The organism is Streptomyces sp. N50, from assembly GCF_033335955.1.
Classification (GTDB): Bacteria; Actinomycetota; Actinomycetes; order Streptomycetales; family Streptomycetaceae; genus Streptomyces.
On record NZ_CP137549.1, the window covers coordinates 2,000,391 to 2,021,246 of the forward strand.

Below are 20,856 nucleotides of genomic sequence, written 5' to 3' on the forward strand. Positions count from 1 at the left end.
GAGCTGAACCACTGAGGGGCTGACGGAACGCGGGCACGCGCGCGTAGAGGTCGTTTCGCACGGCGTACGACACTGGGGTCGTGATCCGCTACGACGCCCTCGACGCGCTGCCCGTCCGCAGTGCCCTGCCCGGACTCGACGCCGCCCTGGAGGCGGGCGGTGCGGCCGTGCTCGTCGCGCCGCCCGGCACCGGCAAGACGACGCTGGTGCCGCTCGCGCTGGCCGGGCTGCTCGGTGAGGGAAGCGCGGGGCCCGCGCGGCGGGTGGTCGTCGCCGAGCCGCGGCGGATCGCGGCGCGGGCGGCGGCCCGGCGCATGGCGTGGCTGCTGGGCGAGAAGGTCGGCGAGAGCGTCGGCTACACCGTGCGCGGCGAGCGGGTCGTCGGACGGCACGCACGCGTGGAGGTCGTCACGACCGGAGTGCTGCTCCAACGGCTGCAACGGGACCAGGAGTTGGCGGGCGTCGACGCCGTGATCCTGGACGAGTGCCACGAGCGGCACCTGGACGCGGACACGGTGGCCGCCTTCCTGATCGACGTACGGGAGGCCCTGCGGCCCGAGTTGCGGCTGGTCGCCGCGTCCGCGACCACCGACGCGCAGGGCTGGGCCCGGCTGCTGGGCGATGCGCCGGTGGTCGAGGCGGAGGGTGTCGCGTACCCGGTGGAGGTCCTCTGGACGCCTCCGGCGCGTCCCGTACGGCCGCCGCACGGGATGCGTGTAGACCCGGCGCTGCTCACGCACGTGGCGTCGACGGTCCGGCGGGCGCTGGGCGAGCGGGACGGGGACGTGCTGTGCTTTCTGCCCGGGGTCGGGGAAATCGCGCGCGTGGCCGGGCAGTTGGGCGACCTGGGCGGGGCCGAGGTGCTCCAGGTGCACGGGCGGGCACCGGCCGCCGTCCAGGACGCGGTGCTGTCCCCCGGGGCACGGCGGCGGGTCGTGCTCGCGACGTCCGTTGCGGAGTCGTCGCTGACGATTCCCGGCGTACGGGTGGTCGTCGACTCGGGGTTGGCGCGGGAGCCTCGGGTCGATCACGCGCGCGGGCTGAGCGCGCTCGCGACGGTACGGGCGTCGCAGGCTGCCGGGCGGCAGCGGGCGGGGCGGGCCGGGCGTGAGGCTCCGGGGGCGGTGTACCGGTGCTGGGCCGAGGCCGAGGATTCCCGTCTGCCGCGTTTTCCCGCACCGGAGATCAAGGTGGCCGATCTGACGGCGTTCGCCCTGCAGGCGGCGTGCTGGGGGGATCCTGGGGCGTCGGGGCTGGCGTTGCTGGATGCGCCTCCCTCCGGGGCGATGGCGGCGGCTCGGGGTGTTCTGGCGGCCGTGGGTGCCGTCGACCCGGGTGGGCGGGCCACGGCTCGGGGTGTGCAGTTGGCTCGGCTGGGGCTCCATCCCCGGCTGGGGCGGGCCCTGTTGGACTCGGGTCCGGCCGGCGCCGAGGTTGTCGCACTGCTCAGTGAGGAGGCGCCGCGGGCTTACGGGGATGATCTTGCCGGGGCTTTGCGGAGTGCCCGGCGTGGAGGGGACGCCTATGCCGGGCGGTGGCGTGCGGAGGTTCGGCGGCTGCGGGCCGTGGGGGCGGAAATTTCCCGCCCGCCCACCCGTTACGCCCCTCAAGAAGTGAACGTCACAAGCGATGACCGTGCCGTCGGACTCGTCGCCGCCCTCGCCTACCCCGAACGCGTCGCCAAAGCCGACGGCGGCTCCTACCTCCTCGTCTCCGGCACCCGTGCCGAGGTCGGCGAAGCCAGTGCCCTGCGCGGGGCGCCCTGGATCGCCGTCGCCGTGGCCGACCGCCCCATCGGCAAGGGGCACGCACGCGTGCAGCTCGGGGCCGTCGTCGACGAGGACATCGCCCGGTTCGCGGCCGGGGCTCTGCTCAGCGAGGTGGACGAGGTCCACTGGGCCGGCGGCGATGTCGTGGCCCGGCGCGTCGAGCGGCTCGGGGCCGTCGAGTTGGCGGTGCGGCCTCTGAAGAACGCCGACCCCGTTGCCGTACGAGAGGCACTGGTCGACGGGCTGCGGCAGGAAGGGTTCGGGCTGTTGCGGTGGTCCGACGATGCTCAAGTGCTGCGGCAGCGGCTGGCGTTCCTGCATCTGAATGTCGGGGAGCCTTGGCCCGATGTGTCCGACGATGCGCTCCACGCGCGTGTGGACGAGTGGCTGGAGCCGGAGTTGGGGCGGGCTCGGCGGCGGGGGGATCTGGGGCGGATCGAGGCGGGGCAGGGGCTGCGGCGGTTGTTGCCGTGGGCCTCGGGGGACGCGGGGCGGTTGGACGAGTTGGCTCCGGAGCGGTTCCTCGTGCCGAGCGGGTCCAGGATCCGGATCGACTACGGGAATCCTGAACAGCCCGTGCTCGCCGTGAAGTTGCAGGAGATGTTCGGGCTGCACGAGTCGCCGAGCGTCGCCGGGGTGCCCGTGCTCGTGCACCTCCTCTCCCCCGCCGGGCGGCCCGCCGCCGTCACCGCCGATCTCGCGTCCTTCTGGAAGGACGGCTACAAGGGCGTGCGGGCCGAGTTGCGGGGGCGGTATCCGAAGCATCCGTGGCCGGAGGATCCGGCCGCCGCCGAGGCCACGCGGTTCACCAACGCGCGGCTCAGGCGGTGACCGGTTCCGGTTCGTGGACCTCGGTGGGGGCGGGGTCTCCGGGGCGCCTGCCGCGGGCCTCCAGGTAGAGGGAGAGGGCCAGCAGGAGCAGGCCGAGGGTCAGGAAGCCCCAGGGGAGGTAGGAGACCATCAGGAGGACGAGGGTGCGGTTGGACTTCACCAGGGCGACGGTGTGCTTGATGTAGTCCTCGCGCATCTTCACGTCGCCGGCGAACGCCGTCACCTTGTCCCGGCCCCCCAGGAGTGTGCCGCCGCGCAGCTCCTCCTTGTGGATCTCCTCGCCGTAGACCGGTGCCCCGGTGACCGGTTCGACCCAGAACCTGCGGACCGTGGTGTACCAGCGGGTGGTGCCCGTCTTGGCGACGGACTCCGGGGTGATGCCCTTCACGGGCATCGTCTTCGGGAAGGGGACCTTGGTCCAGGGGATGGTCTGCTCGAAGTAGTAGACCTTGACGCCGCGGAAGTTCTGGGTGCCCTTGTAGTGGATGGGGTTGGTGGTGCGGGTCTGCGCGTCGAAGTACTCGTAGTCCCGTTTCTGCGTCAGGAACGGCCACTTGAACTCGATGCCGTCCCGTTTCACCGGGTCGCCGTCGACCATCTCACCGGTGGCGTGGACGGGATCCTGGGTGTGCGCGTCGAAGATGTAGCGCTCGGGGATGGAGGAGACCATCTTGCCGTCGGGGCCCTGCACGTAGGACAGCCCATCCCAGACGACGACGTCCCGGCCGGCCGTCTTGTCGATCTTCTTCGCGGCTTCGACGTTGCCCTTGAGGGTCTGCACGATGGTGACCTTGGGGACCGTCTTGGCCTGCATGGTGCCGTAGTCGAGGAGGGTGGCGTTCTTCGCCTCCAGGACCATGTCCTGGTACTGGTTCGCCGGGATCTTGGCCAGGCGCGGGAAGGCGTACCAGCGCATCAGCGGGGACAGCGCCGTGAAGAACACGGCGAGGGCGAGCAGGATCAGGCTGGCCTTGCGGCGCATCTCGGCCTCCATCCCAGGGAGTTAAACGCTTGCGCAAGCGTTTACGGGTGCGCGGGCACCGTCGTCAGCAGCGGTTTCGGGGAGGTCTTGCCCATCGGTGAACCCATCGCGGTGATGGTCAGGACCAGCGCGAACGCGAGCACGAGTCCGGTCGCGGCGGCGATCAGGGCACGCATGCCGGCCTCCCGACAGACAGGAACTGATAGGTCGTCAGGTCCGGCACCGTAGCAACGCACGGGCGAGATGAGAACACGTTGCACACGCACGAGGGGCGGACACGACGAGGGCGCCCGTCCGCCGTGGCGGAGGGCGCCCCTGTGTCCTGCGGTCGTACGGCCGGGCTATGCGCTCGGTGTCGCGGAGCTGCTCGTGCTGGCGCTGGCACTCGGGCTCGCGCTCGGGCTGGACGACGAGGTGTCGGCCGCCGTCACGGTCAGTTCGACCGTGAGGGTCGCGCCGCCCGTGGTGGTGATGCGGAGCAGGAAGGTGCCGGTGGTGTCGTCGGCGTACAGCTTCGGCAGCTTCAGGAGGCCGTCGGCGTCCGTGGCCAGGCCCGTGAGGGTGCGTACGGTCTTGCCGTCCGCGTCCTTGAAGTAGGGGCCCTTGTCGTTCTCGGTGGCGTCGTCGGCGGCCTTGATGAGGGTCGCGGTGGCGGCGACCTTGTCGGCGACCGCGCCGTTCTCCGTGGCCTTCACCTCGACCTGGTCGGCGAACTCGCCGCCCGGGGTGCAGGTCAGCGCCGTGGTGCTGGTGCGGACCAGAGTGTCGGCCACGCGGGGCGTGACGCTGGCCGCGTAGTCGAGACCGGCGATCGTACGGCCGACGACGGTCGCGCGGACGGTGAAGTCACCGGTCGTCTCGCCGGCTTGGAGGGCCGGGGCGACGGCCACACCCGAGGCGTTGGTGGTGACCGGGGCGACCTTCTCGCCGCCGACGAACGTGGCGTCCGTGGTCCCGACGATCGTGAACCGGATCCTGACCTTGGCGACGGTCTTGCCCGCCGAGGTCTGGGCCTTGGTGCTGATCCTCTTGCTGAACTGCTCGCCCGCGACCGCCGTGAGCTTCGCCGTACCCGCGTCCGCGAGCTTGGCCACCGTGTCGGTGGGGGTCGGCGTGGGCGTGGGCGTCGGGGTGGGCGTCTGCGACGGGGTGCCCGGCGTGGACGGGGCCGACGGAGTGCTCGGCGCGGAGGGGGTCGACGGGGTGCTCGGAGTCGACGACGAGGGTGAAGTCGTAGGAGTGGACGGGGAGTTGTCGTCGCTGCGGCCCGACGGGACGGTGCCCGTGCCGTCCGGGACCGAGTGGGTGCCCTTGCGGTAGTACTCCAGCCAGGACAGGACCGTGTTCAGGTAGTCCGTCGAGTTGTTGTAGCTGAGGATCGCGCTGCGCAGGCCCGCGTCGGTCGACAGGTTCCAGTCGTTGCGGCACAGGTAGTGGCCGGCGGCGAGTGCGGCGTCGTAGACGTTGTTGGGGTCCTTGACCCCGTCGCCGTTGCCGTCGCGTCCCGCCCAGGCCCAGGTGGACGGGATGAACTGCATGGGTCCGACGGCCTGGTCGTACGTGCTGTTGCCGTCGTACAGACCGTGGTCGGTGTCCTTGATGAGCGCGAAGCCGTTGCCGTCGAGCGCGGGGCCCAGGATCTTGGAGGTCGTGGTGCCGTCCGCGTCGACCTGGCCGCCGCGGGCCTGGCCGGACTCCACCTTGCCGATGGCGGCGAGGAGTTGCCAGGGCAGGTTGCAGCCGGGCTTGGAGGCGGCGAGTTCGGTCTCGGCCTTCTTGTAGGCGTCGAGGACGGTCGCCGGGATGCCGGCCTCGGCCTCGCCCACCGAGACCGGGGTCCCTATGGACGGCGACTGGCTGTCGCTCGGGCTCGGTACGGGGCTGCTCAGGGGCGGGAGGTCCGTGTAGTACGGCGAGTCTCCGGTGGCGCTGTGGTCGGTGCTCCCGTCGGGCGTCGCCTGGCCGGTGGCGAGCGTTCTGTGGCCGCCGGTCACCGCCGGAGCCTGGGACGCGGACAGTGCCGCGACCGCTGCCGCGGCCACCGCCGTCGTCGCCGCACCCTTGCGCAGCCGCCTGCCGAAATGCGCCGTCATGGAGTGAACCCCTCCCAGGGACGCCCGAGCGCCCACCTCTGTCTGTTGCCTCTGCGCCTGTTGTGACGGTCGACCCGCCCCGCAGGTTGCCCTCGTGGTCGTTATCGGATGGTGTGTACTTCTGTTCTCCGCCTCCGCCCGTCCGCAGGCCCCGCGCGGGGACCCAGGCGACCCTACGACAACTTGCTTTGCACGGGCACCCGTTGGTGACCGTTATTCACCGCTTGGCCATGTGCCGATGTCTCCTACGGGGAGCCCCGTTGCCGTTCACCTTGAGTCATGCCGCCGCCGTACTGCCCGCCGTGCGCGGCGACGGAAGGGGGCGCGGGCGTCTCGTACCGGCGGTGCTGGTGGCGGGTTCCTTCGCCCCCGACATGACGTACTACGCGGCGAGTGCGGTCCCCGGAGCCATGGAGTTCGGTGAGGTCACGCACTCCTTCCCGGGCGTCCTCACCGTCGACGTCGCGATCACCTGGGCGACGGTCGGCCTGTGGCTGCTGCTGCGCGAACCCCTGGTGGCCCTGCTCCCGCGCACCCGCCAGGCCCGGACGGCGACCCTGTTGCGCTGCGGCGCTCCACGCGCGCGTGCGACCCCGTCACTGGTCGCCTGGTGGTACGTCTCGGCGGTCCTCGGCGGCCTGACCCACGTCGTGTGGGACGCGTTCACGCACCACGACCGGTGGGGCGTACGCCTGTTCCCCGTCCTCGACCGGGAGGTGGGCGGCAGGCCGCTGTTCTCGGCGCTGCAGTACGGCAGTTCGGCGATCGGCGCGCTGCTGATCACCGCGTTCGTGGTGCGTGCGCTACGACGGGTTCCGGCCACCGAGCCGGTGGGGGTGCCCGAGCTGTCGGTACGGGACCGGTGGGCGGCCGGAGCCGTCCTGGCCGCCTGCGCCCTGACCGCGGCGGCGGAAAGGGCGTCGACCTGGTGGGCCTACTGGGGCTCGACGGCGACCCCCTGGGACCTGATCCCGACCCTGTGCTTCGGCGCGGGCGCGGGGCTGGTGCTGGGCGTGCTGCTGTACGCGGCCGGAGTCCGCGTGTGGCGCCCGGCGGCGACAGGGGGGTCCGCCGGCCCGGACGAGGTCAGCGCGGGGCGGGACCGTGGCGCCGACTCGCGCTGAGCATGGTCAGGGGCGGTGGAGGGCCGAGGGGGACTCGGTCACACCGAGCCGCCCGGCGGGGTCGCGATGAACACCGTCATGGTGTGCGCGGAGGGTGACCTCGGGATCCGGGTGAGGACGAGGTCCAGGTAGCTGCGCCCCAGGTCGGCCCAGAGCCGCCACACAGGGGTGCCGGTGGGAGTGATGGCGGGTCCCTGCGGATGTCTGGCCTGTTCCCGGGGGTCTACGGCGGTGTCGTCCCGGAACGTGAGGCGTCGCCGGAGTCCTGCGGCCGTGTGCTGGACGGCCATCGCGAGGTCGGCGGGGATGCGGGCGGTGCTTGCGCCGGCCGAGAGGGCCGGGACCGGCGGGCGGCGCGCACCGTGCGCGGCGGCGTCGCCCGCTGCCCGCACCTGGGCCGTCCGGCGGTGGAGCGTGCGTATACCCATGCCCGCATCCTTACGGTCGCCGGGGGCGGGGGGCGCTTCCGGCGGGGCCACGCGGGTGACGGGCCCTCCGGGGGTTGGGTGGGGGGTGTGCGGGGGGTTTCTGTGGCCGGGGCGGGTGTGTGCCGGGCGGGGTGGGGTGCGGGGCGGATGCCCTGCGGGGCGGGTCAAAGCAGAGGTCAGGGGCGCGCCCGCCCACGCCAGCCGGCCCGCACCCGACCCCTCCCGGACCACCCGCACCACACCCCGTCCCAGCCCGGCCGGCACACCCCCACCCCGGCCGGAGAAACCTCCCGCACAACCCCCACCCGACCGCCGGAGGCTAGTGCGCGGCCGACTCCCAGTCCGGCCCCACGCCCACCGAGACGTCCAGCGGGGCCCGGAGGTGGACCGCGCCGGCCATCGCGTGGCGGACCAGTTCCTCTGTGGCCGCGCGTTCCCCGGGGGCGATCTCCAGGACGATTTCGTCGTGGACCTGGAGGAGCATGCGGGACTTGAGGGCGGCCTCGCGCAGGGCGGTGTCGACCTTGAGCATGGCCATCTTGACGATGTCCGCAGCCGTGCCCTGGATGGGCGCGTTCAACGCCATCCGCTCAGCCGCCTCACGGCGCTGGCGGTTGTCGCTGTTGAGGTCGGGGAGGTAGCGGCGGCGGCCGAAGAGGGTCGCCGTGTAGCCCGTCGCCCGCGCCTCGTCGACCGCGCGGCGCAGATAGTCCCGTACACCGCCGAAGCGCTCGAAGTACGTGTCCATCAGGACCCGCGCCTCGCCCGCGTCGATGTTCAACTGCTGGGAGAGGCCGAAGGCGGACAGGCCGTAGGCGAGGCCGTACGACATCGCCTTGATCTTGCGGCGCATCTCCGCGTCGACCGCGGAACCCTCGACCGAGAACACCTGGGAGGCGACCGTGGTGTGCAGGTCCTCGCCCGAGGTGAACGCCTCCAACAGGCCCTCGTCCTCGGAGAGATGGGCCATCACCCGGAGCTCGATCTGGCTGTAGTCGGCCGTCATGAGGGACTCGTAGCCCTCGCCCACCACGAAGCCCCGGCGGATCGCCCTGCCCTCGTCCGTGCGGACCGGGATGTTCTGCAGGTTCGGGTCCGTCGACGACAGGCGGCCGGTCGCCGCCACCGTCTGGTTGAACGTGGTGTGGATGCGGCCGTCCGTCGCGATCGTCTTGATCAGGCCTTCTACGGTGACGCGCAGCTTCGCCTGTTCGCGGTGGCGGAGCATGATGACCGGCAGTTCGTTCTCGGTCTGGTTGGCCAGCCAGGCCAGCGCGTCCGCGTCCGTCGTGTAGCCGGTCTTCGTCTTCTTCGTCTTGGGCAGGCCCAGTTCGCCGAAGAGGACTTCCTGGAGCTGCTTGGGCGAGCCGAGGTTGAACTCGTGCCCGGCCGCCGCGTGCGCCTCCTTCACCGCCTGCTGCACGGCACCGGCGAACATCTGCTCCATGGCTTCGAGGTGCGCCTTGTCGGCCGCGATGCCGGACCGCTCCAGGCGGGCCAGCAGGATCGACGTCGGCAGCTCCATGTCACGGAGCAGGTCCGCCGCGCCGACCTCCTCAAGGCGCTCCCCGAAGGCGTCGCCGAGGTCGAGGATCGCGCGGGCCTGCACCATCAGGGCGTCCGCCTCGGCGCCGTCGTCCGCGCCGAAGGCGAGCTGGCCGTCTGCCGTGGCGGCAGGGGCCAGTTCACGGCCGAGGTACTCCAGGGACAGCGCGTCCAGGTCGAAGGAGCGCCGGCCGGGCTTCACCAGGTAGGCGGCGAGCGCGGTGTCCATGGAGATGCCGGCGATCGTCCAGCCGTGCTCGGCGAAGACCCGCATCGCGCCCTTGGCGTTGTGGAACACCTTGGGGCGGTCGGCGTCCGACAGCCAGGCCGCGAACGCGTTCTCGTCGCTCTCGTCCAGCTCGGCGGGGTCGAACCAGGCGGCCGCTCCCCCGGCGGTGGCGAGCGCGACCTCGGTCACCGAACCGGTGCCCAGCGCCCAGGTGTCGACGGTGGCGACGCCGAGCGGCTCGGTGCCGTAGTCCGCGAGCCAGCCGGTCAGTTCGCCGGTGCCGAGGACCGAGCCGTCGACCGCCACACCGCTCTCGGCGGGCGGGGTCGCGTCGGCCTCCTCGTTGCCCGGGTCGACGGCCAACAGGCGCTCACGCAGGGAGGGGTTGCGGATCTCCAGGGTGTCGAGAACCATCGCGAGGGCCGTGCGGTCGTACGGAGCACGCTCCAAGTCGAGGACGGTCTTGGGCAGTTCGACGTCCTTGACCATCTCGGTCAGGCGGCGGTTGAGCTTGACGGCGTCCAGGTGGTCGCGGAGGTTCTGCCCGGCCTTGCCCTTGACCTCGTCGACGCGCTCGACCAACTCCGTGAACGAACCGAACTGGTTGATCCACTTCGCGGCGGTCTTCTCGCCGACACCGGGGATGCCCGGGAGGTTGTCGGACGGGTCGCCGCGCAGCGCCGCGAAGTCGGGGTACTGGGCGGGCGTCAACCCGTACTTCTCGACGACCTTCTCCGGAGTGAACCGGGTCAGCTCGGAGACGCCCTTCGTCGGGTAGAGCACGGTGGTGTGCTCGGACACGAGCTGGAAGGAGTCGCGGTCGCCGGTGACGATCAGCACGTCGAAACCCTCGGCCTCGGCCTGGGTGGCGAGGGTGGCGATGACGTCGTCGGCCTCGAAGCCGTCGACCGCGAAGCGGGACACGTGCATCGTGTCGAGCAGTTCGCCGATCAGCTCGACCTGGCCCTTGAACTCGTCCGGGGTCTTGGAGCGGTTCGCCTTGTACTCGGTGAACTCCTCGGAGCGCCAGGTCTTGCGGGACACGTCGAAGGCCACCGCGAAGTGCGTGGGCGCCTCGTCACGCAGGGTGTTGGCCAGCATCGACGCGAAGCCGTAGATCGCGTTCGTCGGCTGGCCCGTCGCGGTCGTGAAGTTCTCCGCGGGCAGCGCGAAGAACGCGCGGTAGGCCAGCGAGTGCCCGTCCATCAGCATCAGCCGTGGACGGTCTCCGCCGGAGGTGTTCCCGGAGGTCTTGTCGGTCTTCTTCGATGCTGTCTCTGCCACGCCCCCGATCCTGCCACGCCCCACTGACAGTCGGAGTCACGGTCGCCGCGTCGGAGGTCACGGTCGCGACGGCGGGCTCACGCCGGGGGTGGCGGAAGTCGCCGCCGCGACGGCGGGAACTGCAGCCGAAACCGCCGTGGCCCGGGGCGTGGAGGCGCATGCGAATGCGGGGGGGAGGGGCGAATGCGGGGGTGGAGGCGAAGGCTGTCCCCGCGGAAGGCGAGTCCGCGGAAGGCGAAGGCGGTGAGCCCAGTCGCCTCGCGGCAACGGTCGTAGGAGAACCGGTCTCCGTGGCCGTGCGGTCACGCGCGCGTGAATGAGGTTGCGGGCGGTCTGTAGGGCAGTCAGGCGTTGGCCGCGCGACCACGCGCGCGTGAGTGAGGTCCTGCCGCTGCGAGATGCCGAGGCGATCGACCACGCGCGCGTGAAGAGGTCACCGTCACCGCACGCAAAGGGGTCACCGTCGCCGCAGCGGACCCGGCCGGACGCGTCCCGCCCCGCCCCGCCCCACCGCCGCGAAGATCGGACGGACCGACACCGCCCACCGCAGCACGGGCGGGCAACACCCGCCGCAGCACGGGCGGACAACACCCGCCGCAGCACAGGCCGGCGGCACCCGCCGCAGCACAGGCCGGCCGGACGGCAGCACCCGCGGCGCCGAAGACCCGCCGGACCGGCAACACCCGCGGCGGCGAAGAGCGCCGGACCAGCGGCACCCGCAGTGGCAAGGAGCCGGACAAGCCCGCCCCACTCCGCGTCCCCTCACAACTCCTCACCCTGTCCCGCCCCACTCCTCGTCCCCCACCACCCCACTCCCCGCCCCGCACCACCCCTCGTCCCCCACCACCCCACTCCCCGCCCCGCACCACCCCTCGTCCCCCACCACCCCACTCCCCGCCCCGCACCACCCCTCGTCCCCCACCACCCCACTCCCCGCCCCGCACCACCCCTCACCCCGCACCACCTCACACACCCCCACCTCCAGCCCCCCCCCGAACCCATAGATCCCACGAACCGACCTCGGCGATGTCACCGCCCCGTGCGAGGATCGAAGACGTAGCGCACATGTGCCAGTGAAGGAGGGCCCGCGATGGCCACGAAGCCGCCCAAGGGTGATCCCGTCCAGGACGCCCCGCAGGTCACCGAGCCGAAGCACGCCGCGGCCGGGCTCCCGGCGATCGGGCACACGTTGCGCATCGCCCAGCAGCAGATGGGTGTGAAGCGCACCGCGTTGACGCTGCTGCGGGTCAATCAGAAGGACGGGTTCGACTGCCCGGGCTGCGCCTGGCCGGAGCCGGACCACCGGCACGCGGCGGAGTTCTGTGAGAACGGCGCGAAGGCGGTCGCCGAGGAGGCCACCCTGCGCCGGGTCACCCCGGAGTTCTTCGCGGCCCACCCGGTGGCCGATCTCGCGACCCGCAGCGGGTATTGGCTGGGGCAGCAGGGGCGGCTCACGCATCCCATGTATCTCCCCGAAGGGGCCGAGCACTACGAACCGGTCTCCTGGGAGCGTGCCTTCGACATCGTCGCGGAGGAGATCGCGGCCCTCGGCTCCCCCGACGAGGCGCTGTTCTACACCTCGGGCCGGACCAGCAACGAGGCAGCGTTCCTGTACCAGCTGTTCGCAAGGGAGTTGGGCACCAACAACCTGCCGGACTGCTCCAACATGTGCCACGAGTCCAGCGGTTCGGCGCTCAGCGAGACGATCGGCATCGGCAAGGGCAGCGTCCTCCTGGAGGACCTCTACCAGGCCGACCTGATCGTCGTCGCCGGACAGAACCCCGGCACCAACCACCCGCGCATGCTCTCCGCCCTGGAGAAGGCCAAGGCCAACGGCGCGAAGATCATCAGCGTGAACCCGCTGCCCGAGGCGGGCCTGGAGAAGTTCAAGAACCCGCAGACCCCGCAGGGCATGCTCAAGGGCGCCGCGCTCACCGACCTGTTCCTGCAGATCCGCATCGGCGGCGACCAGGCCCTCTTCCGCCTCCTGAACAAGCTCATCCTTGAGACGGAGGGCGCGGTCGACACGGAGTTCATCGACGAACACACCCACGGCTACGAGGAGTTCGCCGCCGCCGCGCGGGACGCCGACTGGGACGAGACGCTCCTCGCCACCGGGCTGACCCGCCCGGAGATCGAGAAGGCCCTGGAGATGGTCCTCGCCTCCGAGCGCACCATCGTGTGCTGGGCGATGGGCCTCACCCAGCACAAGCACGCCGTCCCGACCATCCGCGAGGTCGTCAACTTCCTTCTGCTGCGCGGCAACATCGGCCGCCCGGGCGCCGGTGTGTGCCCGGTGCGCGGCCACAGCAATGTGCAGGGCGACCGCACGATGGGCATCTTCGAGCGGCCCGCGCCCGCGTTCCTGGACGCGCTGGAGAAGGAGTTCGGCTTCGCCCCGCCGCGCGAGCACGGCTACGACGTCGTCGCCGCGATCCGCGCCCTGCGCGACGGCGACGCGAAGGTCTTCTTCGCCATGGGCGGCAACTTCGTGTCCGCCTCCCCCGACACCGAGGTCACGGAAGCCGCCATGCGGCGCGCCAGCCTCACCGTGCACGTGTCGACGAAGCTCAACCGCTCGCACGCCGTCACGGGCGCGCGTGCCCTCATCCTGCCCTGCCTGGGCCGCACCGAGCGCGATCTCCAGGGCGGCGGCGAGCAGTTCGTGACCGTCGAGGACTCCATGGGCATGGTGCACGCCTCCCGCGGCCGCCTGGAGCCCGCGGGCACCGACCTGTTGTCGGAGCCGGCCATCGTGTGCCGCCTCGCCCGCCGCGTCCTCGGCGACCAATCCCGCACGCCCTGGGAGGAGTTCGAGAAGGACTACGCGACGATCCGTGACCGCATCGCCCGCGTGATCCCCGGCTTCGAGGACTTCAACGCGCGCGTGGCGCACCCCGGAGGCTTCGCCCTCCCGCACGCCCCGCGCGACGAACGCCGCTTCCCCACCACCACCGGCAAGGCCAACTTCACCGCCGCGCCCGTCGAATACCCCGAACTCCCGGAAGGGCGCCTGCTGTTGCAGACGCTGCGCTCGCACGACCAGTACAACACCACGATCTACGGCCTCGACGACCGCTACCGGGGCATCAAGAACGGCCGACGGGTCGTCATGGTCCACCCCGACGACGCCGCCCGGCTCGGGATCGCCGACGGGTCGTACGTCGATCTGGTCGGCGAGTGGAAGGACGGCGTGGAGCGGCGGGCGCCCGGTTTCCGGGTCGTGCACTATCCGACGGCCCGGGGCTGCGCCGCCGCCTACTACCCCGAGACCAACGTCCTGGTCCCCCTGGACGCCACCGCAGACACCAGCAACACCCCGGCCAGCAAGTCCGTCGTCGTACGTCTGGAACAATCAGCCACCGACTGAGCGTTCGCTCAGTCGTCGGTCAGGTGCACCAGCCGGACGCAGGACGAACGGAGTCGGCCCCATGGGCGAGCAGCAGCACGGCAAGTTCCCGCAGGACGTCATCGACGAGTACTCGGCGCTCGGCGTCGACCTGGTCGCCCTCTTCTCCGCGGGGCACCTCGGCACCCGGATGGGCGTGGAGATCGTCGAGGCGTCCGCCGAGCGCGTCGTGGGCACCATGCCGGTCGAGGGGAACACCCAGCCGTACGGACTGCTGCACGGCGGCGCCTCCGCCGTCCTGGCCGAGACCCTCGGCTCGCTCGGGTCCATGCTGCACGGCGGCAGCACGAAGCTCGCCGTCGGCGTCGACCTGAACTGCACCCACCACCGGGGCGCCCGCTCCGGCCTCGTGACCGGCGTGGCCACCCCCGTCCACCGGGGCCGCTCGACGGCGACGTACGAGATCGTGATCAGTGACGAGGACGGGCGGCGGGTGTGCACCGCGCGGCTGACCTGCATGCTGCGTGACCTGAAGCCGGGCGACCCGATCCCCGCGAACACCGCGGGCTGAATCTCCGCGCGGGCCGCGAACCGGCCCTCGACCGGCGGATGTCGACCCCGTCTACCGCACTCCCGTCCACTCCCCTACCGTTTCCCCATGAGGCTGCCGGCATGAGCGGTATCGGGCCCGTCGAATCCGTCGACTCACCGGAGAGAGACGGGAGTTACGAAGTCATCGGGGGTGACTCGCCCCGCCTGAGCGACCATTGGCACACCCTGCCGCGGCGCACCCGCCGGGCCGTGCTCGCGGCGGGCACGGTCGCCGCCGTGGGCGCCGGAGCCGTCCTCCTGCCGTCCTTCCACGACGGGCGGCAGGAGAACCCCACCCCGCCCGTGCCATGGCCCGCGAACATCACCGAATGGCGCTACACCGGGCTCGCCCAGACCACCGACACCCCCACCACGACCGGTTTCTTCCGCTTCGCGGTCACCGTGGACAGCGGACCCCCCGTCGCCATCCGGGTCGTCGGCGCCGCCTTCGACGGGCTCACCGCCCAGGCCGTCCCCGCCCCCTCCTTCACCGTCCACACCGGGGCGACCCGCCGCGTCACGGTGGAGATATCGGTTTCCGACTGTTCGGGACTGCCCCTGAATGCGGACCTCGCCTTTCTGGACGTAACGCTGCGTAACACGCGCGCAATACAACACCACAGTTTCATCTTCGGCAGCGCCTACTCCAAGGACCTTTCCCAGCTCCTCCACAGGGCCTGCGGCACGACAAACGCCAGGCCAGGCCCACGGCCAAGCGGAAGTGCAGGTTCTCAAAATGTGGACCGCGGCTGAATTCCGCCAAACCGGCTGAGACCCACCCTCCACGATCCCCGCCAACCTGCACGTCATAACAAGAAAGTCACAAGCCAGCGCACGACGATGCCCATGCCTACAGACCGGGCTTAGAGTCACGGCCAGTCACCGCTCCATCGGGAGTTGGGTACCAGCGCAGCACCTTGCCGCTCCACACCGGGGCGACGGTGTCTGCGGAAAGGACTGATTGTGCGACAGCGTTCTTTGGTGATACTGACCTCCGTTCTCACGACCGGAGCTCTGACCCTCACCGCGTGCGGCTCCCGGGACAGCGGCAGCAAGAGCGACAGCGGGTCGACCACCCTGACCATCGGTGTCGACGCCCCCCTGTCCGGCGAGAACTCCACCACCGGTCTCGGCATCCAGTACGGCGTCCAGATCGCCGTCGACGACGCCAACAAGAACAACTGGGTCCCCGGCGTCAAGTTCAAGGTCAAGGCCCTGGACGACAAGGCCCAGCCCGCCACCGGCCAGTCGAACGCCACCGCCTTCACCGGCGACAGCAGCGTCGTCGGCGCCGTCGGCCCGCTGAACTCCGGCGTCGCCCAGTCGATGCAGCAGGTGTTCGCCTCGGCCAACATGGTCGAGATCTCCCCCTCGAACACCAACCCCGCCCTGACCCAGGGCAAGGACTGGGCGACCAAGAAGACGCGGCCGTACAAGACGTACTTCCGCACCGCGACCACGGACGCCCTGCAGGGTGCCTTCGCCGCCGACTACGCGTACAACGGCCTCAAGAAGAAGAAGGCCTTCGTCGTCGACGACAAGCAGACCTACGGCGCCGGCCTGGCCGGGATCTTCAACAGCGCCTTCAAGAAGCTCGGCGGCTCCATCGCGGGCACCGACCACGTCAACACCGGTGACACGGACTTCAGCACCCTCGTCACCAAGATCAAGAACTCCGGCGCCGACCTGCTCTACTACGGCGGCCAGTACGACGAGTCGGAGAAGATCACCAAGCAGCTCAAGGGCGCCGGCGTCAAGATCCCGCTGTTCGGCGGTGACGGCATGTTCGCCACCACCTACATCCAGACCGCCGGCAAGTCCGCCGAGGGCGACCTCGCGACCTCCGTCGGCGTCCCCGCGGACACCCTGCCCGCCGCCAAGGCGTTCATCGCGACCTACAAGGCCAAGGGCTACAAGGGTGACTACGGCGCCTACGGTGCCTACGCCTACGACGCCGCCAGCGCCATCATCAAGGCCGTGAAGGCCGTCAAGGACGGCAACAGCGACAAGCTGCCCTCCGGCAACGACCTCCGCTCCAAGGTCGTCGACGCCGTCCAGAAGTCCGACTTCGAAGGCATCTCCGGCAAGGTCGCCTTCGACGAGTACGGCGACACCACGAACAAGCAGCTCACCGTCTACCAGGTCACCAACGGCGCCTGGAAGGCCGTGAAGACCGGCACCTTCAACGGCAGCTGACCTCGGTCAGAGCACACAGCACCACCGCACCACGGGCCGCGCGGAAGGAGGATCCCGACCGCGCGGCCCGTTGTCACACCCCCCCACCCCAGGCACGCGATCTGTGCACACGACCACCAGCGACAATGGAGGCCACGCGGTGAACACCCTGCCGCAGCAGCTGGCCAACGGGCTGCTCCTAGGCTCGATGTACGGGCTGATCGCCATCGGCTACACGATGGTGTACGGCATCGTCCAGCTCATCAACTTCGCGCACGGCGAGATCTTCATGACCGGCGCCTTCGGCGCCCTCACGGTCTACGCCTACATCCTGCCCGACGGCACCTCGATGGTGGTCGCCGTACCACTCATGCTGATCGGCGGCGGAATCGTCTCCGTCCTCGTCGCGGTAGGGGCCGAACGATTCGCCTACCGCCCCCTGCGGCAAGCACCACGGCTGGCCCCCCTCATCACCGCCATCGGCCTGTCCCTGTCCCTCCAGGAACTCGTCCGGAACTTCTACCCGGGCGCCGACAAGGCCCGCTCCTTCCCCAGCCTCGACGGCAACCACGACATCGGCTCCGTCACCATCTCCGACGCCGACATCTTCCTGGTCATCGCCGCCATCGTCTGCATGTCCGGCCTCGCCTGGTTCGTCCGCAAGAGCCGCACCGGCCGCGCCATGCAGGCCACCGCGCAGGACCCGGACACCGCGCAGCTCATGGGCATCGACACCAACCGCATCATCGTCATAGCGTTCGCCATCGGCGGCTTCTTCGCCGCCGTAGCAGCCGTCTCCTACGGCCTGAAGTACGGCAACATCGACTACCGCATGGGCTTCCTGATGGGCCTCAAGGCCTTCACCGCGGCCGTCATGGGCGGCATCGGCAACATCTACGGCGCCATGCTCGGTGGAGTCGTCCTCGGCGTCGCCGAGACCCTCGCCTCCGCCTACATCAGCAAGATCCCCGGCATGGAACAGCTCGGCGGCTCCAGCTGGGCCAACGTCTGGGCCTTCTGTCTCCTCATCCTCGTACTGCTGTTCAGGCCACAGGGCCTGCTCGGCGAACGCGTCGCGGACAGGGCGTGATCACATGACCGAGACGACCGAGACCCCCCAGACCCCGGCCACCGCCCCCGCGGCACAGCGCGGCCTCATCCCGCTGCCCTTCGCGGCCGCCCGCGCCCTCCTCCTGGTCGGCGGCATCCTCACCACCGCCTCCACCTTCCTGCGCTGGACCTGGACCTCCGACTTCCCCGGCGACCTCACCGTCAACGGCTACCCCGGCGGCCTCCAGGTCCTCAGCCTCGTCGCAGGCCTCCTCACCGCACTCTTCGCCCTCTCCGCCTACGGCGTCCGAGGACTCGGCTGGCTCCGGCCCGCCCGCAACAACGCACCCCTCGTCCTCACCGCCCTCGGCGGCTTCGCGGTCACCTGGTACACGGTCATCGCGATCGCGGCCGAACTCGGCGGCATCGTCAACTGGGAACCCGGCACCTACATCGCCGCCGTAGCCTCCCTGCTTCCCGTCATCGGCGCCCTCGCCCTCCCGCAGGACGCCACCGACACCACCAAGGAAGCGCTCAAGGCCTACATCACCAAGGCCGACCGCGTCCCGGCACCCCAGCCGACCGCACCCTGGATCCAGCGACTCGTCATCACGATCGTCGCCGCCCTCGCCCTCACCGTCTTCGCCTACGGCATCGACGCCGAGGACGAACTCTTCGTCGGCTTCCTCATCGTCGTCGTCTTCACGTCCTGGGCCCTGCAGACCGCCGGCCTCTTCGACCGGTTCAGCCACCTCACGGCCAACAACCGCAGCTTCGCCCTCGCCATGGGCTTCGTCGCCGCGATCGGCTTCCCCTTCACCCAGACCAACGACCACTACGCCAACCTCGGCGTCAACATCCTGATCTTCGGCACCGTCGCCCTCGGCCTCAACATCGTCGTCGGCCTCGCCGGACTCCTCGACCTCGGCTACGTCGCCTTCCTCGGCGTCGGCGCCTACACCGCCGCCCTGGTCTCCGGCTCCGAGTTCTCCAAGTTCTCCGGCGTCCAGTTCCCCTTCTGGGCCGCCGCCCTCACCGGCGCCGCCGCGTCGCTGGTCTTCGGCGTCCTCATCGGCGCCCCCACCCTGCGCCTGCGCGGCGACTACCTCGCCATCGTGACCCTCGGCTTCGGAGAGATCTTCCGCATCGCCGTGAACAACATGGACGGCGTCTCCGGCCCCGACATCACCAACGGCCCCAACGGCATCCCGTCCATCCCCGACCTGTCGTTCTTCGGCTTCAACTTCGGGGAGAACCACGACATCGCCGGGTTCACCATCGGCCGCTTCGCCAACTACTACCTGCTGATGGTCGTGATCATGGCGCTCGTCGTCACGATCTACCGCCGCGCCTCCGACTCCCGCATCGGCCGCTCCTGGATCGCCATCCGCGAGGACGAGACCGCCGCCACCGCCATGGGCATCAACGGCTTCCGCGTCAAGCTCATCGCGTTCGCCCTCGGCGCCACCCTCGCCGGCCTCGCGGGCACCGTCAGCGCCCACGTCACCTACAGCGTGGTGCCGAACCCGTACCAGTTCGCCGGAGCGGCCCCGCCCAACTCCGCGTTCCTCCTGGCCGCCGTCGTCCTCGGCGGCATGGGCACCGTCTCCGGACCCTTCCTCGGCGCCGCCCTGCTCTACCTGCTCCCGGAGAAGCTCGTCGCCCTCCAGGACAAGTCGCTCCTCGCCTTCGGCATCGCGCTCATCCTCCTGATGCGCTTCCGCCCCGAAGGCATCATCCCCAACCGCCGGCGCCAGCTGGAGTTCCACGAGACCGGCCAGCTCGACGTACCGGACACCACGACCCTGACCGACGAACCGGCCATCACCAAGGCAGGGGCGTAGAGAGCCATGACGACACCAGTACTCGAAGCCCGTGACGTCACCATGCGCTTCGGCGGCCTCACCGCCGTCCGCTCCGTCGACTTCACCGTCAACTCCGGCGAGATCGTAGGCCTCATCGGCCCCAACGGCGCCGGCAAGACCACCTTCTTCAACTGCCTCACCGGCCTCTACGTCCCCACCGAGGGCACGGTCTCCTACAAGGGCACGGTGCTCCCGCCCAAGCCCCACCTGGTGACCAAGGCCGGAATCGCCCGCACCTTCCAGAACATCCGCCTGTTCGCCAACATGACGGTCCTGGAAAACGTCCTCGTCGGCCGCCACACCCGCACCAAGGAAGGCCTCTGGTCGGCCCTCCTGCGCGGCCCCGGCTTCAAGAAGGCCGAAAAGGCGAGCGAAGAACGCGCCATGGAACTCCTGGAGTTCATCGGCCTCGCCCACAAGCGCGACCACCTGGCGAGGAACCTCCCCTACGGCGAGCAGCGCAAGCTGGAGATCGCCCGCGCCCTCGCGTCCGAGCCCGGCCTCCTCCTCCTGGACGAGCCCACCGCCGGCATGAACCCCCAAGAGACGCGGGCGACCGAGGAGTTGGTCTTCGCCATCCGCGACAAGGGCATCGCCGTCCTCGTCATCGAGCACGACATGCGCTTCATCTTCAACCTCTGCGACCGCGTCGCCGTCCTCGTCCAGGGCGAGAAACTCGTCGAAGGCACCTCCGACGTCGTCCAGGCCGACGAACGCGTCGTGGCCGCCTACCTCGGCGAACCGTTCGACGCCGGCGCCGAGGACAACCAGCCCGCCACGGAAGCGGAGAGCACCACCAGCACCAAGGGAGAAGCCCAGTGACCGCACTGCTAGAGGTCGAGGACCTCAGGGTCTCCTACGGCAAGATCGAAGCCGTCAAGGGCATCTCCTTCAGCGTCGAAGCCGGCCAGGTCGTCACCCTCATCGGCACCAACGGCGCCGGCAAGACCACGACCCTGCGCACCCTCTCGGGCCTGCTGCAGCCCTCGGGCGGCAAGATCACCTTCGACGGCAAACCGCTCAACAGCGTCCCCGCCCACAAGATCGTCGCCCTCGGCCTGGCCCACTCCCCCGAAGGCCGGCACATCTTCCCCCGCCTCACCATCGCGGAGAACCTCCAGCTCGGCGCCTTCCTCCGCAAGGACAACGCGGGCATCGAGAAGGACATCCAGCGCGCCTACGACCTCTTCCCCATCCTCGGGGAACGTCAGAAGCAGGCGGCGGGCACGCTGTCCGGCGGCGAGCAGCAGATGCTGGCGATGGGCCGCGCGCTCATGTCCCAGCCGAAGCTGCTGATGCTCGACGAGCCCTCCATGGGCCTCTCGCCGATCATGATGCAGAAGATCCTGGCGACGATCGTGGAACTCAAGGCATCGGGCACGACGATCCTCCTCGTCGAACAGAACGCCCAGGCGGCGCTCTCCCTCGCCGACCAGGGCCACGTCATGGAGGTCGGCAACATCGTCCTCTCCGGCACCGGCGAGGACCTCCTGCACGACGAGTCGGTACGGAAGGCGTACCTCGGCGAGGACTGAGGTCCC

At 70.5% G+C, this 20,856-nt stretch carries 15 protein-coding genes; 10 read left to right on the forward strand and 5 right to left on the reverse strand.

What is annotated here, in order from left to right:
• Window positions 1-80 precede the first annotated feature (80 nt).
• On the forward strand, window positions 81-2,600 hold the full coding sequence (gene hrpB, locus R2B38_RS08595; protein ID WP_318015689.1) for an ATP-dependent helicase HrpB: 2,520 nt from the start codon (window positions 81-83) through the stop codon (window positions 2,598-2,600).
• On the opposite strand, the gene R2B38_RS08600 is transcribed toward hrpB, so the two are convergent.
• The 3 genes from R2B38_RS08600 to R2B38_RS08610 all read right to left on the reverse strand — a co-directional run bounded on the left by R2B38_RS08600 (window position 2,590) and on the right by R2B38_RS08610 (window position 5,675).
• Window positions 2,590-3,582, reverse strand: a complete 993-nt coding sequence (locus tag R2B38_RS08600; RefSeq protein ID WP_318015690.1) for a DUF3068 domain-containing protein — start codon at window positions 3,580-3,582, stop codon at window positions 2,590-2,592. The genes hrpB and R2B38_RS08600 overlap by 11 nt on opposite strands.
• Window positions 3,583-3,623: 41 nt before the next feature.
• Window positions 3,624-3,758, reverse strand: a complete 135-nt coding sequence (locus R2B38_RS08605; RefSeq protein ID WP_106437209.1) for an SPW_0924 family protein — start codon at window positions 3,756-3,758, stop codon at window positions 3,624-3,626.
• Window positions 3,759-3,923: 165 nt separating this feature from the next.
• Window positions 3,924-5,675: a lytic transglycosylase domain-containing protein gene (locus R2B38_RS08610; RefSeq protein ID WP_318015691.1), complete on the reverse strand. Its 1,752-nt coding sequence runs from the start codon at window positions 5,673-5,675 to the stop codon at window positions 3,924-3,926.
• A gap of 260 nt (window positions 5,676-5,935) precedes the next feature.
• Here R2B38_RS08610 and R2B38_RS08615 point away from each other — a divergent pair, with 260 nt between their 5' ends.
• Entirely contained in the window at window positions 5,936-6,799 is an 864-nt protein-coding gene (locus R2B38_RS08615; protein WP_318015692.1) for a DUF4184 family protein, read from the forward strand.
• Between the two features lie 38 nt (window positions 6,800-6,837).
• Here R2B38_RS08615 and R2B38_RS08620 read toward each other — a convergent pair whose 3' ends face one another.
• Window positions 6,838-7,227 (reverse strand): hypothetical protein, encoded by a 390-nt coding sequence (locus R2B38_RS08620; protein ID WP_318015693.1) that lies wholly within the window; start codon window positions 7,225-7,227, stop codon window positions 6,838-6,840.
• Between the two features lie 319 nt (window positions 7,228-7,546).
• Complete coding sequence (gene polA, locus R2B38_RS08625; protein WP_318015694.1) at window positions 7,547-10,285, reverse strand: DNA polymerase I; 2,739 nt, start codon at window positions 10,283-10,285, stop codon at window positions 7,547-7,549.
• Window positions 10,286-11,375: 1,090 nt separating this feature from the next.
• Here polA and R2B38_RS08630 point away from each other — a divergent pair.
• The 8 genes from R2B38_RS08630 (at window position 11,376) to R2B38_RS08665 (ending at window position 20,850) form a co-directional block, all read left to right on the forward strand.
• Window positions 11,376-13,655 carry an FdhF/YdeP family oxidoreductase gene (locus R2B38_RS08630; protein ID WP_318015695.1) on the forward strand — a complete coding sequence of 760 codons (2,280 nt, stop codon included), beginning with the start codon at window positions 11,376-11,378 and terminating at the stop codon, window positions 13,653-13,655.
• 61 nt (window positions 13,656-13,716) lie between these two features.
• Window positions 13,717-14,205 (forward strand): PaaI family thioesterase, encoded by a 489-nt coding sequence (locus R2B38_RS08635; protein WP_033286787.1) that lies wholly within the window; start codon window positions 13,717-13,719, stop codon window positions 14,203-14,205.
• Between the two features lie 101 nt (window positions 14,206-14,306).
• Window positions 14,307-14,978, forward strand: coding sequence for a hypothetical protein (locus R2B38_RS08640; RefSeq protein ID WP_318015696.1), 672 nt, complete (start codon window positions 14,307-14,309; stop codon window positions 14,976-14,978).
• 225 nt (window positions 14,979-15,203) lie between these two features.
• Entirely contained in the window at window positions 15,204-16,421 is a 1,218-nt protein-coding gene (locus R2B38_RS08645; protein WP_318021613.1) for a branched-chain amino acid ABC transporter substrate-binding protein, read from the forward strand.
• A gap of 139 nt (window positions 16,422-16,560) precedes the next feature.
• The gene (locus R2B38_RS08650) at window positions 16,561-17,490 is read left to right on the forward strand and encodes a branched-chain amino acid ABC transporter permease (protein ID WP_033286784.1); all 930 of its coding nucleotides are present in this window, start codon (window positions 16,561-16,563) and stop codon (window positions 17,488-17,490) included.
• A gap of 4 nt (window positions 17,491-17,494) precedes the next feature.
• A complete protein-coding gene (locus R2B38_RS08655; RefSeq protein WP_318015697.1) occupies window positions 17,495-19,294 on the forward strand; it encodes an ABC transporter permease subunit in 1,800 nt (599 codons plus the stop codon).
• Window positions 19,295-19,300: 6 nt separating this feature from the next.
• On the forward strand, window positions 19,301-20,137 hold the full coding sequence (locus R2B38_RS08660; protein WP_318015698.1) for an ABC transporter ATP-binding protein: 837 nt from the start codon (window positions 19,301-19,303) through the stop codon (window positions 20,135-20,137).
• Window positions 20,134-20,850 carry an ABC transporter ATP-binding protein gene (locus R2B38_RS08665; RefSeq protein WP_033286781.1) on the forward strand — a complete coding sequence of 239 codons (717 nt, stop codon included), beginning with the start codon at window positions 20,134-20,136 and terminating at the stop codon, window positions 20,848-20,850. The genes R2B38_RS08660 and R2B38_RS08665 overlap by 4 nt, the downstream gene beginning before the upstream one ends.
• Window positions 20,851-20,856 lie beyond the last annotated feature (6 nt).

Bases quoted from the DNA above. Each gene is read 5' to 3' on its own strand.
- R2B38_RS08600 (WP_318015690.1), bottom strand. From the start codon at position 3,582: ATGCGCCGCAAGGCCAGCCTGATCCTGCTCGCCCTCGCCGTGTTCTTC.
- R2B38_RS08605 (WP_106437209.1), bottom strand. From the start codon at position 3,758: ATGCGTGCCCTGATCGCCGCCGCGACCGGACTCGTGCTCGCGTTCGCG.
- R2B38_RS08610 (WP_318015691.1), bottom strand. From the start codon at position 5,675: ATGACGGCGCATTTCGGCAGGCGGCTGCGCAAGGGTGCGGCGACGACG.
- R2B38_RS08620 (WP_318015693.1), bottom strand. From the start codon at position 7,227: ATGGGTATACGCACGCTCCACCGCCGGACGGCCCAGGTGCGGGCAGCG.
- R2B38_RS08630 (WP_318015695.1), top strand. From the start codon at position 11,376: ATGGCCACGAAGCCGCCCAAGGGTGATCCCGTCCAGGACGCCCCGCAG.
- R2B38_RS08635 (WP_033286787.1), top strand. From the start codon at position 13,717: ATGGGCGAGCAGCAGCACGGCAAGTTCCCGCAGGACGTCATCGACGAG.
- R2B38_RS08640 (WP_318015696.1), top strand. From the start codon at position 14,307: ATGAGCGGTATCGGGCCCGTCGAATCCGTCGACTCACCGGAGAGAGAC.
- R2B38_RS08655 (WP_318015697.1), top strand. From the start codon at position 17,495: ATGACCGAGACGACCGAGACCCCCCAGACCCCGGCCACCGCCCCCGCG.
- R2B38_RS08660 (WP_318015698.1), top strand. From the start codon at position 19,301: ATGACGACACCAGTACTCGAAGCCCGTGACGTCACCATGCGCTTCGGC.